This is a genomic window from Roseococcus sp. GW821-FHT12F05 (assembly GCF_058806835.1).
Map to the genome: position 1 here is coordinate 621840 of NZ_JBXAQB010000002.1, position 15435 is coordinate 637274.

Sequence of the window (15435 nt, forward strand, 5' to 3'; positions counted from 1 at the left end):
TGACAGGTGGGCTTTGGGGAGGCCCTTTCCGCCGTCGATCTCCCAGACCCGCAAGGTTCCCATGCACGCCTACCGCACCCACACCTGCGGCGCCCTCCGCGCCGAGAACGCCGGGCAGACCGCCCGCCTCTCCGGCTGGGTGCACCGCAAGCGCGACCATGGCGGCCTGCTCTTCATCGACCTGCGCGACCACTACGGCCTGACGCAATGCGTGATCCCCTCGGGCTCGGCGGTCTTCGCGGCGGCCGATGCCGTGCGCGTCGAGAGCGTCATCACCGTGACCGGCGAGGTCGTGACCCGCGAGCCCGGCACGATCAACGAGAAGCTGCCCACCGGCGCGATCGAGCTGCGGGTGAAGGAGCTGGTGCTGCAGTCGGCGGCCGACGTGCTGCCCTTCCAGGTCGCGCAGGAGCAGGAGGCGCCGGAGGAGATGCGGCTGCGCTACCGCTTCCTCGACCTCCGCCGCGAGCGGCTGCAGCGCAACATGATCCTGCGCGCGCAGATCATCGACAGCATCCGCCGCCGCATGATCGCGACCGGCTTCAACGAGTTCCAGACGCCGATCCTGACGGTGTCCTCGCCCGAGGGCGCGCGCGACTTCCTCGTGCCGGCCCGCCTGCACCCCGGGAAGTTCTACGCGCTGCCGCAGGCGCCGCAGCAGTACAAGCAGCTGACCATGGTCGCGGGCTTCGACCGCTACTTCCAGATCGCCCCCTGCTTCCGCGACGAGGCCGGCCGCGCCGACCGCACGCTGATGTTCTACCAGCTCGACGTGGAGATGAGCTTCGTCACGCAGGAGGACGTCTTCACGGCGATGGAGCCGGTGATCCGCGGCACCTTCGAGGAGTTCGCCGAGGGCCGCCACGTGGATGCCGGGCCGTGGGTCCGCATCCCCTACAAGCAGGCCATGCTGGACTACGGCTCCGACAAGCCGGACCTGCGCAATCCGCTGGTGATCCGCGACGTCACCGCTGACTTCGCCGGCTCGGGCTTCGGGCTGTTTGCGAAGATCGCCGCGAGTGGTGGCGTGATCCGCGCCATCCCGGCGCCGGGCGCCGGCGGCAATCCGCGCAGCTTCTTCGACAAGCTGAACGAGTGGGCGCGCGCCGAGGGCGCCGGCGGCCTCGGCTACATCACCTTCGACGCGGAAGGCCCGAAGGGTCCGATCGCGCGGAACCTGGAGGCCGACCGCGCCGAGGCCATCCGGGTGGCCTGCGGCCTGCAGCCGGGCGATGCCGTGTTCTTCGCCGCCGGCAAGGAAGCGGATGCGGCCAAGTTCGCGGGGCAGACGCGCCTGCGCCTCGGCAACGAGCTGGGCCTGACGGAGAAGACGGGCTTCCGCTTCTGCTGGATCACCGACTTCCCCTTCTACGAGCTGAACGAGGAGACCAGCCAGGTCGACTTCAGCCACAACCCCTTCTCGATGCCGCAGGGCGAGATGGCGGCGCTTGAAAGCCAGGACCCGCTGACCATCGGCGCCTACCAGTACGACATCGTCTGCAACGGCTACGAGATGGCCTCGGGCGCGATCCGCAACCACAAGGCTGACATCATGGTGAAGGCCTTCGGCATCGCGGGCTATCCCCCTGAAACCGTCGAGGAGCGGTTCGGCGGCATGCTGAACGCCTTCCGCTACGGCGCCCCGCCGCACGGCGGCATGGCGGCCGGCATCGACCGCATCGTCATGCTGCTGGCCGAGGAGCCGAACCTGCGCGAGGTGAACCTCTTCCCGATGAACCAGCAGGGCGAGGAGCTGATGATGGGCTCGCCCTCCGCGGTGGAGGAAATCCGGCTCAAGGAGCTGTCCATCCGCGTGCAGATGCCGGCGCCGAAGAAGGTGGGCTGAGGCGCTCACGGCCAGTTCTCCCGGAAGGGGCGCGGGATGTAGCGGCGGCCTCCGGCGAGGGTGTGGAGTGTCTTGAGGCCCTTCAGGAAGTCGAGGGCGGCCTGTTTGTTGCGGCGCCAATCTGAAATGCGCTGCACGATCGGCAGGGTCGGGATGATTTCGGACAAATCCGGATCGGCGACCATCCAGGGCGGGCCCGGGAGGGCGCGCTTGAGGTTGAGCCGGCGCGCCAGGACGATCAGGCGCAGGCCGCGGAGGCGGATGGCGCGTCGGGCGGCGCGGCAGATATAGGCTTCGAGGCGGCGGAGGACGTGATCCTTCGGCGCGGCGGAGAGCGCCAGGAGCAGCTTCTCCCAAAGGCCGGTGTGGGTGAGGCGGCGGAAGTGGCGGGAGACGGTGTCGGGCTTGCCGAATTGCTCGGGGAGCTCGCGCCAGGCGCCTTCGGTGCAGGCGACGCGGAAGAAGGCGTCGAAATGGCCGCGGAGGTCGCAGGGGCGTCCTCGTCCGGAATCCGGGAGATGAGGCAGCAGCGCCTCCCACTCCTCGTCGGTGAGGGGGGCGTGGGGGATGATGAGGCGGGCGGGCGGGCGAGGCCTGGGGCCGCGGGGGCGGATGTAGGGCTCGCGGAGGATTGGGGGGAGGAGGGAGCGGAGGGGCATCGGTTCTTATGGGAGGACAAAAAGAACAAATCAAGAACAATGTATCGCTGCACAGGCAACGGTCTTCCCGGAGACCTCCTTATGAAGTCTGCCTTGCCCAAGCCGGTCATGCTAGTGGTGCGGCAAATTCTCCAAAGCCGGCGTAAGTTCCGTTCGCCGATCGCTCCGAAAGGTAAGGCGAGCAGTCATTTTAGTATGAGCTTATCGTCTATCCCGAGAGCGAGCAGGACCATGCTCCCCTCAACGCGCACCACCGTGGATCGCAGATTTCCGATGAAGCGCGTGTGTGCCACCGGATTGCGTTCGCGGAGCAGCCGCCGGAACGTGATCTTTGCCTCTTCCTTGTCGGGAAACTCCGTCGCGAATAGAGGCCAGTGATTGCGTGGCTCCATTATGAGCCAGAGATCTCCAAAGTCCGCTAGATCGAGCGGCAGTGCAGCAGCAGCCTCTTTCGGACCTACCTTAGCAGCCCGGTCGGCAATGTTGGCTTTAACTACCTGAGGCACCTCTTGCTTGAACCACCGTGGGCCAAACTGGTCTGCCATCTTCTTCTCGACATGCCGCCTGACGTAATGCTCAACGCGCTGGATAACGTCATGCGCCATGTTGTTCCGCTGAAACGCCAGCTCTTGTTCGGAGACCTCCTCTTTGTAAGGGGCAAAGGGCTGGAAGCCCGCGCTATCCATCGTCTCTTCGTAGGCTGAAATGGTGAAGTCGGCGATTTCGACATTGAAGCCGTGCTCAACATAAAACTCGGCGGCAAACACCGGATCGGCAAACCTCTCCGGCCCAGGCAGTTCAACGCCTCGCCAGTCGCCGAGCATGTCACGCATGAGACCACTGACGCTCGCGGCGTAAGGATCTTCGTACCTCAGCGCTGCACCAATACCGTGTATCTCGGCATACGCGAGCACCGAGCTTGTTGGGTCGGTCACGCTGAGCCACGGCTGCGACATCGCACCCATACGTGAAGCAAGATCCTGTGCATTCGGACCAAAGACAGACGCTGCCGCCGCCCTCGCAGAATAATTGTCGGCGTTGATAAACTTGAAGATTTCTTCCGCAGGCGCGAACCGATAAAGAGACGGGTCAGGGTAGGCCGTTGACGGCAGCACACCGGCTTGGCGGAAGTATGCTGTGTGTTGATCGAAGAGCGATCCTCCACCCACAGCAGTTGCCAACGTCTGCTCATAGACGCGGCGCTCTTGGCTTGCTTCTTCCGCCATCCGATCGGCTAGCGACCGCTCTAGGGCTAGCGTGGGGTTGGTAGCGGGATGGTAGCCAGTGATCTTGTCAGCTTCTCGCATCGCGGCTCGCGCTGCCTCACCATAGATGTCGAGGTCGGGTTCGAGCGCCCGCCGCAAGCGCTCCTGTTCTTCAACCATGCGCTTCCAGTGGTCCGACATCTTGGTTGCCCTTTGCCTCTAGCCTGTATGCCTCAGCCTGGCTGAGCTTCTGCTACCCGATGTCGAGTAGATTCACGAGAAGCTGTCGACAGGCGGGGCTCCCACCACCACGAAGAAGGTTGGCATCTCGACGAGATCTGTCCCACGTTGGCGTAGAGGCACAGGTGCGCCACAATGGTCCGTTTCCGGCCAATGCGGCGGCAGCTTCCCCTTAACGGCCGGGCTTGTATCGGTCATGGTTGCGGGCATATACCCGCAACCATGTCCTCCAGCCCTTGCTACTGCACCGTCCTGAAGGCCGCCTCCCGGCGGCTCGCGGCCATGTATGACGAGGCGCTGGAGCCCGTCGGCGTGAACATCGCCCAGTTCAGCCTGCTCCGCCGCATCCGCCGCGCGGAGACCGTCACCCTCACCGAGCTCGGCCGCCTCGCCGAGCTGGACCGCTCCACCATCGGCCGCAACGTCCGCGTGCTGGAGCGCATGGGCCTCGTCGCCCTCGGCCGCGGCGAGGACCATCGCGAGGCCGTGGTCAGCCTCACCGCCCAGGGCCGCAAGGCGCTCGACGACGGCGAGCCGCTCTGGGACGGCGTGCAGGACGCGATCCATGCCCGCCTCGGCCCGACCGGCGCCATGGAGCTCGTCACCGCCCTGCGCGACCTCTGAATTTTCGTCCATTTTCGGGTATATACCCGCTTTCAGGAGCGACCAGCATGCCACCCAATCCCGCGCGCCCCGGCTTCCACTACGGCTGGGTCGTCGTCGCCGTCACCTTCCTGACCATGCTGGTCACCGCCGCCGCGGTCAGCGCGCCGGGCGTGCTCATCGGGCCGCTGGAGCGCGAGTTCGGCTGGACGACCTCCGAGATCTCCACCGCGCTGGCCATCCGGCTGATCCTCTTCGGCCTGACCGGCCCCTTCGCCGGCGCCTTCATGAACCGCTTCGGCCTGCGCGCCGTCGCCACCACGGCGCTGGGGCTGATCGCGGCCGGCATCCTCGGCTCGCTGGTGATGACCGAGCTCTGGCAGCTGATCCTGCTCTGGGGCGTGGTGGTCGGCTTCGGCACGGGGCTGACAGCGATGGTGCTCGGCGCCACGGTCGCGCAGCGCTGGTTCGTGCAGCGGCGCGGCCTGGCGCTGGGACTGCTGACGGCGAGCAGCGCGACCGGGCAGCTGCTCTTCCTGCCGCTGGTGGCGAGCCTCACCGAGGCCTATGGCTGGCGCACGGCGCAGGTGCTGATCCTCGGCATGCTGCTGGTCGGCGCCGTCGCCGTGCTGGCGCTGATGCGCGACCGGCCGTCGGACCTCGGCATCGCGCCCTATGGCGCGACGGAGATCGTGCCCGCCCCGCCGCTCCTGGGCTTCGGCGCGATGCTGGCCTCGCCGCTGGTGGCGCTGCGCGAGGCGTCCTCCTCGCCGACCTTCTGGGTGCTCTTCGCGACCTTCTTCATCTGCGGCGCCAGCACCAACGGGCTGGTGCAGACCCATTTCGTCTCGCTCTGCGGCGATTTCGGCATGGTGCCGGTCGCGGCCGCGAGCGTGCTGGCGATGATGGGCATCTTCGACTTCTTCGGCACGATCGGCTCGGGCTGGCTGTCGGACCGCTACGACAGCCGCTGGCTGCTCTTCTGGTATTACGGGCTGCGCGGGCTCTCGCTGCTGTACCTGCCCTTCACGGATTTCTCGATCTACGGGCTGTCGCTCTTCGCGATGTTCTACGGGCTGGACTGGATCGCGACGGTGCCGCCCACGGTGAAGCTGGCCGCCGAGCGCTTCGGCGAGAAGACCAACCTGGTCTTCGGCTGGATCTTCGCCGGCCACCAGCTGGGCGCGGCCTTCGCGGCCTATTCCGCGGGCTACACGCGCACGGCCTACGAGACCTACCTGCCGGCCTTCTTCGGCGCGGGCGTGCTCTGCATCATCGCGGCAGTGCTGGTGGTGGCGGTGCGCGAGAACCGCGCGCCGGCGCTCCGCGCCCAGACGGCGTAGTTGAAGGGTCCAGGGCCAAAAGCCCTGGCGGGGGAGTGTGAGGGGGCGGAGCCCCCTCGCGAGTTACGAAGCGGCGCCGACCCATTCCTCGCTCTTCGCCCAAAGCTGCTTCGCCTTGCCGGCGTCGAGCGCATAGGACCTGACGCCGTCGGCGAACGGGTTGGGCGTGTCGTTGACGGGCGCGACCGCGCAATCCTCGAGGTAATGTCCGCCGATCGCGTCCTGGTCGGCCACCACCGCGGCCCAGACCGAGGTGGCCGCCGCCTGCGGGATGTCCTTCAGCTCCGGGGGCGGAAGTCCCGCCTCGGCGCGGGCCTTGCCGACGGTCTCGAAGAGGCCCTGCAGGGCCTCCGGCGCGAGGTGGCGGGGGAGATCCGTGAGGCTGTTCCCCGGCATCACCGAGGCGGCGCGGATGCCGCGATCGCGATGCCGCCGGTCGAATTCCACGGCGAGGAGCGCGGCGGCCGTCTTCGAGCGGCCATAGGCGACCCAGGGGTCGTAGGGCTGGTGCGCGAAGTTCGGATCGTCCAGGTCGATGTCGGCGACGCGATGCGCCTGGGACGACAGCACCACCAGGCGGCCGCGGTCGGCGAGCAGCGGCGCGATCCGATGGATCAGGGCGAAGTGACCGAGATGGTTGGTGCCCAACTGGGTTTCGAAGCCGTCGGCAGTCCGGCCGAAGGGGGTCGCCATGACGCCGGCATTGGCGATGATGGAATCGAAGGGGCGGCCGTCGGACAGGAGTTGATCCGCGCAGGCGCGGACGCTCCGCAGGGAGGCCAGATCGAGCTCGATCAGCTCCAGGCTGCCGCCACCCCGCGAGGCGGCGTCCCGGACCGGCGCGGTGGCCGGCCCGGCCTTGGCGAGGTCCCGCACGGCGCCGACGACGCCGGCGCCGTGAGCGGCCAGGGAGCGGGCGGTCTCGAGCCCGATGCCCGACGAGGCGCCCGTGACGAGGAAGCGCCTTCCTCTGAGATCGACGCCGGACAGCACCTCATCGGCGGTCGACTTTGCACCGAATGTCTCGGTCATCTTTCTTCCTTGAATGGCTGGCGTGAAGGGGCGCGCGAGGCTCAGACCTACAGGCCGCCGGCCACGTCGATGACGCTGCCGGTGACGTAGCCGCCGTTCGGCCCCGCCAGGAAACAGACGAGGGCCGATACCTCCTCGAGCGTCGCGATCCGGCGGATGGGGTGCAGGTCCATGAGCGCGGGCGGGAGCTTGTCGCGCACCTCGGCGGCCATGTCGGTCGGCATGATGCCGGGCTGGACGGTGTTGACGGTGATGCCGCGTCCGCCGAGGTCGCGGGCGACGCCCCGCGCATAGCCGGCGATGGCCGCCTTGGTTCCAGAATAGTCGGCGACGCCGGTGAAGGGGACGCGGGTGCCCAGGAGGGAGCCGATGAAGATGATCCGGCCGCCGTCCGGCAGCACCGGCGCTGCCGCGCGCGTGGTCGCCACCGCGCCCATGACGTTGGTCCGCCACTGGCGATCGAGGTTGACCGTGTCGAGATCGGGATCGTCGACCGTGCGGCCCTGCACGGCGATCGCGGCGTTGTTGACGAGGATGTCGAGCCGGCCGAGCTGCGCCACCACCTGGTCGACCAGCGGCCTGGCCGCTTCCGTGTCGGCCTGGTCGCTGCGGATCGCGACCGCCCGGACGCCCTTGGCCTTCAGCGTCTCGACCACCGCTTCGGCCTTCCCGGCGGAGGCGACGTAGCTGATCGCGACGTCCGCCCCCTGGTCGGCGAGCGCCTCCGCGATGGCGGCGCCGAGCCCGCGCGATCCGCCGGTCACGAGCGCGACCTTGCCCTGCAAAATCTTCGACATGGAGAACCCCTTCCGGCGCCGCGAGCGGTCCGCCGTTTCATAATGAATGGTACTATAACGATTGGTATGAAACTGGACAGTGGCTGTCAAGCGGTTTATTAACGGTAGTTATGAAAAAGGCAGAGCTGGGCTGATGGGCCGCCCTCGCGAATTCGACGTGGAGAAGGTGCTCGACACCGCGCTGGGCGTGTTCTGGCGCAAGGGCTACGAGGGGGCCTCCTACGCGGACCTGACGGCGGCGGCCGGCGTCGAGCGGCCCGCCCTCTATTCGGCCTTCGGCAACAAGGAGGCGCTCTTCCGCCGGGCCCTGGATCGCTACACCGAGCGATACCTCGGCTACATTCCCGAGGCGCTTCAGCTCCCCACGTCGCGCCAGGTGGCCGCGCACATCCTGTACAACGCCGCCGACCTCAACACGCGCTACCCCGACCATCCCGGGTGTTTCGGCATCAACGGGGCCCTGGCGGCATCGGACGATGCGGAGCCCGTGCGACAGGCGCTGATCGATTTCCGCGCGGCGGGTCAGGCGCAGCTTCGGGAACGCTTCGAACGGGCGAAGGCCGAGGGCGACCTGCCGGAGACCGCCAGACCGGATGCCCTGGCGGCCTTCGTGATGGCCGTCACTCACGGCATGGCGGTGCAGGCCAAGGCCGGCTTCAGCCGCGCCATGCTGGAGGCCGTTGCCGAGCAGGCGCTGTCCGGTTGGCCTACCAGACCAGAGCGCTAATCCAGCCGGACGTTGTTCTCCCGCACGGCATTGCCCCACTTCACCAGCTCCGTCCGGATGAAGCTGGCAAAATCTTCCGGCGAGCTGGTCAGCACCTGTGCCCCGAGCCCCGCGAGCCGATCGCGCGTGGCGGGCTCGGCGACGATGCGGTGGATCTCGCGCGCGATGCGCTCGACGATCGGCGCCGGCGTTCCGGCCGGCGCCACGAGGCCGAGCCAGGCCGCGGCATCGAAGCCCGGCAGCCCCTGCTCCGCCACGGTCGGCAAGTCCGGCTGGCGCGTGGAGCGCGTAGCGGTCGAGAGGGCGATGGCCCTGACACGCCCGGCCTGGATGTGCGGGAGGGAAAACACCTCCGTCTCGAACATGAAGTCGAGCCGGCCCGCCAGCAGGTCCGTCATGGACTGCGCGGCGCCGCGATAGGGCACGTGTGTCATCTCGAGTCCGCCGGCCGCACGGGCGAACATCATGGTGATGAGATGCGCCGTGGTCCCGTTGCCCGGCGTGCCGTAGGTCACGCGGCCTGGGTTCGCGCGGATATAGGCGATGAGCTCCTGCAGGTTCCGCGCAGGCACGTTCGGGTTCACGAAGAGCACGAAGGGCAGGTTCGCCACCAGGGTGATGGGCGCGAAGTCGCGCGCGCTGTCGTAGCCGACCGAGGCGTAGAGGTTCGGATTGGTGGCCAGCGGCGCCGTCGCCGTCAGCAGCAGGGTGTGCCCGTCCGGCGCGCTCTGCGCGGCCGCCGCGGCGGCGAGGCTGCCACCCTGCCCCGGCCGGTTCTCGATCAGCATGGGCCAGCCCGGATTCTCGCCGAGCCGCTCGGCCAGGAGCCGCGCGATCACGTCCGTCGCCTGGCCCGGCGGGAAGCCCACGAGGATGCGGATGGGCCGCGCCGGCCATTCCTGCGCGGAAGCGCGGCTGCATAGGGCCAGGGCGGGGCTCGCGAGCAGGGCTCGGCGGATTTGTCCGTTCTTATGCACCCAAAAATCCTCCCAATGGCCCTTGTTCCGGGCTTCGACCTGCGATCAGATCACGCAGAGCCTAAATTTGTCCTATCAAATGGACAAACCCTGGAGGAGTCCATGATCTACGCGACCGCGAGCTCTGCCGCCGCGCCGACCCGGTTCTCCCGCGTGGCGCCCGAGGGCGGGCTGCTCTGGCGCACCGACTATTTCGGGCCGCCGCCCTCGCCGAAGGGCTCCGCCTCGGTCGATCCCACGGCGATGAACGCGAATGTCTATGTGCCCCCCGGGCCCGGCGAGCGCCACGAGCCGCAGGCCTTCCTGGTGGAGCAGGAGGCCCATGCGGTCGTGCATCCGCATTTCCACTTCGTGGACCAGTTCCAGGTCGTGGTGGAGGGCGGCGGGAAGATCGGCCGGCACGCGGTCGAGCCGATCATGGCGCATTTCGCCGGCGCCAGCACCGGCTACGGCCCGATCACGCCCGGCGAGGGTGGGCTGAAATACTTCACGCTGCGCGCCAGCGCCGACGGCACGGGCGCCCATTTCCTGCCGGCCGCGAAGGCGCGGATGGGGCGGGACCGCAAGCGCTACGTGCTGGCCGATCCCGTGCATCCGAGCACGCCGGAGGCCCTGGCGGCGCGCCGCGAGGCGGTCGTCGACACGGTGCTGCAGGAGGAGGACGGCCTGGCCATCCTGATGCTGCGCATCCCGCCGAACGGGAGCCTGGCCGCGCCCGATCCGTCCCGGGGCGGCGGCCAGTCGATGCTGGTCGCCGCCGGCACGATCCGCCATGGCGGGGCGCTGCTGGAGCGGCTGAGCGCGCTCTTCGTCCCGCCCGACGAGGCAGGCTTCGTCGCCGAGGCTGGTCCCGAAGGCGGCGAGCTGCTCATCCTCCAGTACCCGCGCCGGCCCGACTGAAACCCCGGCCCCGTCAGCCCTGGCGGATGACGCAGCGAAAGCCGACATGGCAGGCGGAGGTGTCCACCGCCTCGGCGTGGCGCGCCGCGGGCCGGTAGCGCCGGCAGTGGTTCGGCGCGCAGAGGAAGCTGCCGCCCTTCAGCACGCGGCGGGGGATGCGGATCTGCGGCTGCGCCGGGTCGAAGCTCGCTGCATCGCTCGTGACGCGCGGGTTCTCCGGGATGCAGCAGGACTTCACCGCATCCGCGGGATGGCGCGGCACCCAGAAGTCCTGCGTCCACTCCCAGGTGTTGCCGATCATGTCGACGAGGCCGTAGCCGTTGGCCGGGAAGGTGCCGACGGGGCTCGTTGCCTCCCAGCCGTCCTCGCGCGTGTTCTTGTACGGAAACATCCCCTGCCAGTTGTTGGCCATGATGCGGCCCTTGAGCCGCATCGAGTTCCCCCAGGCGAAGGGCGCGCCGTCGAGGCCGCCGCGGGCGGCGTATTCCCACTCCGCCTCGGTCGGCAGGTCCTTGCCGGCCCAGCGCGCATAGGCGAGCGCGTCGGCATAGGCGACATGGACGACGGGGTGCTCGTCGAGGCCCTGGAGCGAGGAGCCGGGACCATAGGGCTCGCGCCACCAGGCGCCGCGGCGGAACTCCCACCACTCGCCCCAGTTCTTGAGGTCCACCGGCCCCTTCGTCTTCCGGAAGACCAGGCTGCCGGCATAAAGCATGTGCGGCAGCGCCCCGGGGTAATCCCTTGGGTCGGGCACGATCTCGGCCTGGGTCACATGGCCCGTGGCGGCGACGAAGGCAGCGAACTGCCGGTTGGTGACGGGCGCGGGGTCGATCCAGAAGCCGTCCACGCTGACACGATGGACCGGCGCCTCCTCGGGATAATGGTCGTTCGAGCCCATGCGGAAGGTGCCGCCGGGGATCCGGACCATGCCGGCCAGTGCCGGCTGCGGATCGCCGGGCGCGGGGGAAGGCGGCACGGATTGCGGCAGCCCGTTCATGCGTCGGCTCGGATCCCAGGTCGGCGGCGGATGCTATCGCGCGCGCCCGCGGGGGCGCATCGGGCATGGGCGGTAGCCCGCTCCGGGAAATCCGGTAGCCGCGTCAGATCACGATATGCGCGTCGCGCGCGAGCTGCCGCCAGCGCGCGAGGTCCGTGGTGACGAGATCGGCGAGCTTCTCCGGCCCGCTGGGCGGCGCGGCCTCGACGTTCTGCTGCGCCAGCCGGCGCCGGAAGCTTTCCTCCGTCAGCAGCTCGTTGATCACGCGGTTCCAGTAGAGGGTCACGCCCTGCGGCGTGCCGGCGGGGCCCATGATGCCGGCCCAGGCCAGGCTCTCGAAATCCGCGACCTCGGGCACGCCGGCCTCGCGCATGCTGGGCACGTCCGGCAGCAGCGGCGAGCGGTTGCGCGCGACCACCGCGAGCGCCTTCACGCGGCCGCCCTGCACCTGCGGCAGCGAGCTGGTCATCGCGTCGATCATGAACTGCACGCGTCCGGTGGAAAGGTCCAGCAGCGCCTGGGTGCTGCCGCGATAGGGCACCTGCTCCAGCCGCGCGCCGGTCAGCCGGGAGAACATCTCGGTGTTGAGGTGCCCCGCCGTCCCCATGCCGGGATTGGCGGCGATGTAGCGGCCGGGCGTCGCGCGCATCAGTGCGACGGCCTCGGCCAGCGTATTCGCCGGCAAGTCCGGCGGCACGACGATGAGGAAGCCCGTCCAGCCGATCAGCGCCATCGAGACGAGGTCGCGCGTGACGTCGAAGGGCAGGTTGGGCGTGACGGCAGGGTTCACGACGATCGGCGAGTTGCTGGTCAGCAGCAGCGTGTGGCCGTCCGGCGCGGCCGAGGTGACGGCCTGCACGCCGATGGCGCCCGTCGCGCCGGCGCGGTTGTCCACCACGACCTGCACGTTGTGGCGGGTCTGCATCTCGTCGATCAGCAGCCGCGCGATGAGGTCGCTCATGTTCCCCGGCGGGAAGGGCACGACGAAGCGCACGGGGCGGGAGGGATAGGCCTGCGCGCGCGCCAGCATCGGCGTCGCAAGGCCTGCGGCGAGCGTCGCGCGGCGTGTGATGCGAACCATCGTCTTCCCCCGTGTTTTCGCCGCGGCTCTCCGGCCGTTCGGCGTTGAGCTGAGAGGGCGATTCACGGCTTCGGCGATTCCGCCTCCGCCGATCGCACTCTGGTTGCTGAGAGGGCGATTCACGGCTTCGGCGATTCCGCCTCCGCCGATCGCACTCTAGGCTGGTCGTCTCCAGTCGAAGGGCTCCGCGCGCGGCAGGCCGAGATTCTCGCGCAGCGTCGTGCCGGAGAATTCCTTGCGGAAGACGCCGCGGCGCTGCAGCTCCGGCACCACCAGCCGCACGAAATCCTCGTAGGCGCCGGGCATGTGCGTGGCGGCGAGGACGAAGCCGTCGCAGGCCCCGGTCTCGAACCACTCGGTCATCTCGTCGGCGATGGTCTTGGGCGTGCCGTGGAATCCCGTGAAGTCGCGGATCGTGCCGCGGCCGCTCACCTCCACGAAATCCGCGACGGTCGGGTTCTTCTTGCCCGAGCCCTGCACCACGCGGTCGCGGATGCCCTGGAGGCCCTTGATCCCGGCCAGCTCCTCGTCGGTGAAGGCCTCGTCCATGCGCTTGGTGGCGAAGTCGTAGTTCAGCACCTCGGAGAGCAAAGCGAGCCCGTCCACCGGCTTGGCCAGCGCCTCGATCTGCGCCTTCTTCTCGGCCGCCTCGTCGGCGGAGGAGCCGATGATGGAGTAGATGGCGGGGCAGACCTTCACCTCGTCGGGGTCGCGGCCGAGGGCGGCGATGCTGTCCTTGAACTCGCGCGTGTTCTGGCGCGCGCTCTCGATGTTGCGCTGGGTGATGAAGATGAGCTCGCCCCAGTTCGCGGCGAAGGTTTTTCCACGCCCGCTCTGGCCGGCCTGGAGCAGGACCGGGCGGCCCTGCGGCGTGCGCGGGACGGTGAAGGTGCCCTCGACATCGTACCAGCGGCCCTTGTGCTTGAGCCGGCGCACCTTTTCGGGATCGGCGAAGATGCCGGTCTCCCGGTCGTTGCGGATGGCGTCGTCGTCCCAGGCGTCCCAGAGCGAGAGGACGATCTCCATGAACTCGTCCGCGCGGTCGTAGCGCAGGTCGTGCTCGGGGTGCTCGCTGCGGCCCATGTTGCGCGCCTCGCTGTCGTTCAGCGAGGTCACGACGTTCCAGGCCGCGCGGCCGCCCAGCATGTGGTCGAGCGTCGCGAAGACGCGGGCGATGTGGAAGGGCTCGTAATAGGTGGTCGAATAGGTCGCGCCGAGGCCGAGCTTCTCCGTCGCGTAGCCCATGGCGCTGAGGATCGACACGGGGTCCATCTTCACCACGCGCACGCCGTTGCGCACGGCCGCGGCGTGGTCGCGGCCGAGGATGTCGGGCATCGCCAGGCGGTCGTCGAAGAAGGCCATGTGGAAGCGGCCATCCTCGAGGATACGCGCGATGCGCTGGTAGTATTGCGGCTTGAGGTAGTCCTGCATCGTCTCGGGGTGCCGCCAGGAGCCGGCATAGTTCGAGCAGTTCTGCGCCTGGAGGAAGGCGACCAGGGCCATTTCGCCGCGTCGTGACATTCTTTGGTGTTTCCTCAGCCGTTCAGCGCTTCGGTGAGCGCGACGGCATCCGGCGCGGAATCGAGCGTCATGACAAGGTCGAGAACCCGCTGCGCGCGGTCGGCGGAGAAGACGCGGCGGGCGTTGTCGGTGAACTTCTTCTCGACGTCCGCCGCACTCAGCGGATTGCCGTCGGAGCCGCGGTTCATCGGCTCGCGGTGCGTCAGCGTGCGGCCGTCCTGCGTCTCGATGACGAGCTCGCCGCCGTAGTAGCGCGGAAAATTCAGCGTCTCGTCGAGCTCGTATCCCGTGCGGTCGCAGAGGGCCAGGGCGCGCGGATCGCGGATCATGTCCTCCTCCAGCTCGTCCAGCGTGAAGCGGCCGTGCAGCAGGCAGGAGGCGATGGCGTAGTGCACGCTGAACTGCGCGTCGTAGGAATTGGCCGGCACCTTCTTCGAGGCCTCGGGCTCGCAGACCACCTTCACCTGGCGCGGATGGATGCGGGCGGTGACGCGCTTCACATCCTCGGGCCGCAGCCCGTGCTGGGCACGCAGTGCCAGCGCGGCATCGGCGAAGGCGTGGTTGAAGTGGCAGGCGGGATAGGGCTTCAGCGCGTTGTTGCGCATCTCCCAGAGCTCGCCCAGCGCCTCCGTGCAGCGCGAGAGGTCGTTCGGCGACTTGTCCTGCAGGTGCATGCGGAACAGGCCGAAGCGCCCCTCATAGGCGGCCGGCGGCGCCTTGAAGCCGCCGCGGCCCAGTGCCACCGCGGTGATGGCGTTCGCTCCCGCGAAGCCCGGATGCAGCCGCTTGGTCCAGGAGCCGTCCTCCAGGAATTCCAGCGAGCCCGCGGCCGTCGAGAGCAGGATCCCCTGCGCCGCCGCGATCTGCGCCGGCGTGGCGCCCGCGAGACGTCCGGCGGTCAGCGCGCAGCCGAAGGTGCCGACCATGCCCGTCGGGTGGAAGCCGACCTGGTGGAAGAGGCTCTGCGCCGCCGCGCCGATCCGCGCCGAGGCCTCGATGCCGAGGATATAGGCCAGCACCGCCTCGGCGCCATCAGCACCATGCTCGCGCGCCATGTGCAGCGCCGTCGGCACCGCGCTGGCCGAGGCATGCACCACCGAATCCGAATGCGTGTCGTCGTAGTCGAGACCATGGATGAAGCTGCCGTTCACCAGCACGGCGTCGCGCAGCGGCAGGCGCATGGGGAGCCCCACCACCGGATGGTTCCCCCGGCCCGCCAGCCCCGCGATCGCCAGCGCCGTCCGCTGCGCGAAGTCGAAGCCCGAGGCGGCCAGCGCGATGCCCAGCGCGTCCAGCATGTGCCGCTTGGCCTGCGCCACCACGTCGGCCGGGATCTCCTCCCAGCGCAGCGACGTCGCGAATTCGCCGAGCTGCGTGGAGATCGGCGTTCCCAACTTGGCGTCGAGGCTTTGCGGCAGGCTGTCCATGGGCGTTCTCCCTCGTGGCGCGTCCCGCGCGCCTTCGGGGCCATGATGTGCAGTCCGGACATTTCTGTAAAGGTCCGGAC

Annotated in this window: 14 protein-coding genes; 5 read left to right on the forward strand and 9 right to left on the reverse strand. The window is 68.8% G+C overall.

What is annotated here, in order from left to right; translation table 11 throughout:
- Window positions 1-61: 61 nt before the first annotated feature.
- Window positions 62-1846, forward strand: coding sequence for an aspartate--tRNA ligase (aspS, locus tag AC1ROY_RS07770; RefSeq protein WP_493148135.1), 1785 nt, complete (start codon window positions 62-64; stop codon window positions 1844-1846).
- A 5-nt stretch (window positions 1847-1851) separates the two neighbouring features.
- On the opposite strand, the gene AC1ROY_RS07775 is transcribed toward aspS, so the two are convergent.
- Window positions 1852-2505: a transposase gene (locus AC1ROY_RS07775; protein ID WP_493148136.1), complete on the reverse strand. Its 654-nt coding sequence runs from the start codon at window positions 2503-2505 to the stop codon at window positions 1852-1854.
- A gap of 185 nt (window positions 2506-2690) precedes the next feature.
- Window positions 2691-3911 (reverse strand): hypothetical protein, encoded by a 1221-nt coding sequence (locus AC1ROY_RS07780; RefSeq protein WP_493148138.1) that lies wholly within the window; start codon window positions 3909-3911, stop codon window positions 2691-2693.
- Window positions 3912-4172: 261 nt separating this feature from the next.
- Here AC1ROY_RS07780 and AC1ROY_RS07785 point away from each other — a divergent pair, with 261 nt between their 5' ends.
- Both AC1ROY_RS07785 and AC1ROY_RS07790 read left to right on the forward strand, forming a co-directional pair.
- Window positions 4173-4574, forward strand: a complete 402-nt coding sequence (locus AC1ROY_RS07785; RefSeq protein ID WP_493148141.1) for a MarR family winged helix-turn-helix transcriptional regulator — start codon at window positions 4173-4175, stop codon at window positions 4572-4574.
- Window positions 4575-4621: 47 nt separating this feature from the next.
- Window positions 4622-5896: an MFS transporter gene (locus AC1ROY_RS07790; protein WP_493148142.1), complete on the forward strand. Its 1275-nt coding sequence runs from the start codon at window positions 4622-4624 to the stop codon at window positions 5894-5896.
- 63 nt (window positions 5897-5959) lie between these two features.
- On the opposite strand, the gene AC1ROY_RS07795 is transcribed toward AC1ROY_RS07790, so the two are convergent.
- Window positions 5960-6928 carry an SDR family NAD(P)-dependent oxidoreductase gene (locus AC1ROY_RS07795; RefSeq protein WP_493148144.1) on the reverse strand — a complete coding sequence of 323 codons (969 nt, stop codon included), beginning with the start codon at window positions 6926-6928 and terminating at the stop codon, window positions 5960-5962.
- Between the two features lie 47 nt (window positions 6929-6975).
- Window positions 6976-7725: an SDR family NAD(P)-dependent oxidoreductase gene (locus tag AC1ROY_RS07800; RefSeq protein ID WP_493148146.1), complete on the reverse strand. Its 750-nt coding sequence runs from the start codon at window positions 7723-7725 to the stop codon at window positions 6976-6978.
- A 133-nt stretch (window positions 7726-7858) separates the two neighbouring features.
- Here AC1ROY_RS07800 and AC1ROY_RS07805 point away from each other — a divergent pair, with 133 nt between their 5' ends.
- A complete protein-coding gene (locus AC1ROY_RS07805; RefSeq protein WP_493148148.1) occupies window positions 7859-8452 on the forward strand; it encodes a TetR/AcrR family transcriptional regulator in 594 nt (197 codons plus the stop codon).
- On the opposite strand, the gene AC1ROY_RS07810 is transcribed toward AC1ROY_RS07805, so the two are convergent.
- Window positions 8449-9429: a Bug family tripartite tricarboxylate transporter substrate binding protein gene (locus AC1ROY_RS07810; RefSeq protein WP_493148150.1), complete on the reverse strand. Its 981-nt coding sequence runs from the start codon at window positions 9427-9429 to the stop codon at window positions 8449-8451. The genes AC1ROY_RS07805 and AC1ROY_RS07810 overlap by 4 nt on opposite strands.
- 102 nt (window positions 9430-9531) lie before the next feature.
- Between AC1ROY_RS07810 and AC1ROY_RS07815 the strand changes: the two genes are divergently transcribed.
- Window positions 9532-10329, forward strand: coding sequence for a hypothetical protein (locus AC1ROY_RS07815; protein WP_493148152.1), 798 nt, complete (start codon window positions 9532-9534; stop codon window positions 10327-10329).
- 13 nt (window positions 10330-10342) lie between these two features.
- Here the strand turns inward: AC1ROY_RS07815 and AC1ROY_RS07820 are convergent, their stop codons facing one another.
- From AC1ROY_RS07820 to AC1ROY_RS07835, 4 genes are all read right to left on the reverse strand, one after another.
- Complete coding sequence (locus AC1ROY_RS07820; RefSeq protein ID WP_493148154.1) at window positions 10343-11326, reverse strand: formylglycine-generating enzyme family protein; 984 nt, start codon at window positions 11324-11326, stop codon at window positions 10343-10345.
- Window positions 11327-11429: 103 nt separating this feature from the next.
- On the reverse strand, window positions 11430-12407 hold the full coding sequence (locus AC1ROY_RS07825) for a Bug family tripartite tricarboxylate transporter substrate binding protein (RefSeq protein ID WP_493148156.1): 978 nt from the start codon (window positions 12405-12407) through the stop codon (window positions 11430-11432).
- Window positions 12408-12563: 156 nt separating this feature from the next.
- Window positions 12564-13928, reverse strand: a complete 1365-nt coding sequence (locus AC1ROY_RS07830; RefSeq protein WP_493148158.1) for an LLM class flavin-dependent oxidoreductase — start codon at window positions 13926-13928, stop codon at window positions 12564-12566.
- 14 nt (window positions 13929-13942) lie between these two features.
- The gene (locus AC1ROY_RS07835; RefSeq protein WP_493148160.1) at window positions 13943-15355 is read right to left on the reverse strand and encodes an MmgE/PrpD family protein; all 1413 of its coding nucleotides are present in this window, start codon (window positions 15353-15355) and stop codon (window positions 13943-13945) included.
- Window positions 15356-15435 lie beyond the last annotated feature (80 nt).

Coding starts and splice junctions, on each gene's coding strand:
- AC1ROY_RS07815 (WP_493148152.1), top strand. CDS start 9,532: ATGATCTACGCGACCGCGAGCTCTGCCGCCGCGCCGACCCGGTTCTCC.
- AC1ROY_RS07800 (WP_493148146.1), bottom strand. CDS start 7,725: ATGTCGAAGATTTTGCAGGGCAAGGTCGCGCTCGTGACCGGCGGATCG.
- AC1ROY_RS07825 (WP_493148156.1), bottom strand. CDS start 12,407: ATGGTTCGCATCACACGCCGCGCGACGCTCGCCGCAGGCCTTGCGACG.
- AC1ROY_RS07830 (WP_493148158.1), bottom strand. CDS start 13,928: ATGTCACGACGCGGCGAAATGGCCCTGGTCGCCTTCCTCCAGGCGCAG.
- AC1ROY_RS07785 (WP_493148141.1), top strand. CDS start 4,173: ATGTCCTCCAGCCCTTGCTACTGCACCGTCCTGAAGGCCGCCTCCCGG.
- AC1ROY_RS07775 (WP_493148136.1), bottom strand. CDS start 2,505: ATGCCCCTCCGCTCCCTCCTCCCCCCAATCCTCCGCGAGCCCTACATC.
- AC1ROY_RS07790 (WP_493148142.1), top strand. CDS start 4,622: ATGCCACCCAATCCCGCGCGCCCCGGCTTCCACTACGGCTGGGTCGTC.
- AC1ROY_RS07820 (WP_493148154.1), bottom strand. CDS start 11,326: ATGAACGGGCTGCCGCAATCCGTGCCGCCTTCCCCCGCGCCCGGCGAT.
- aspS (WP_493148135.1), top strand. CDS start 62: ATGCACGCCTACCGCACCCACACCTGCGGCGCCCTCCGCGCCGAGAAC.
- AC1ROY_RS07795 (WP_493148144.1), bottom strand. CDS start 6,928: ATGACCGAGACATTCGGTGCAAAGTCGACCGCCGATGAGGTGCTGTCC.
- AC1ROY_RS07780 (WP_493148138.1), bottom strand. CDS start 3,911: ATGTCGGACCACTGGAAGCGCATGGTTGAAGAACAGGAGCGCTTGCGG.
- AC1ROY_RS07805 (WP_493148148.1), top strand. CDS start 7,859: ATGGGCCGCCCTCGCGAATTCGACGTGGAGAAGGTGCTCGACACCGCG.
- AC1ROY_RS07835 (WP_493148160.1), bottom strand. CDS start 15,355: ATGGACAGCCTGCCGCAAAGCCTCGACGCCAAGTTGGGAACGCCGATC.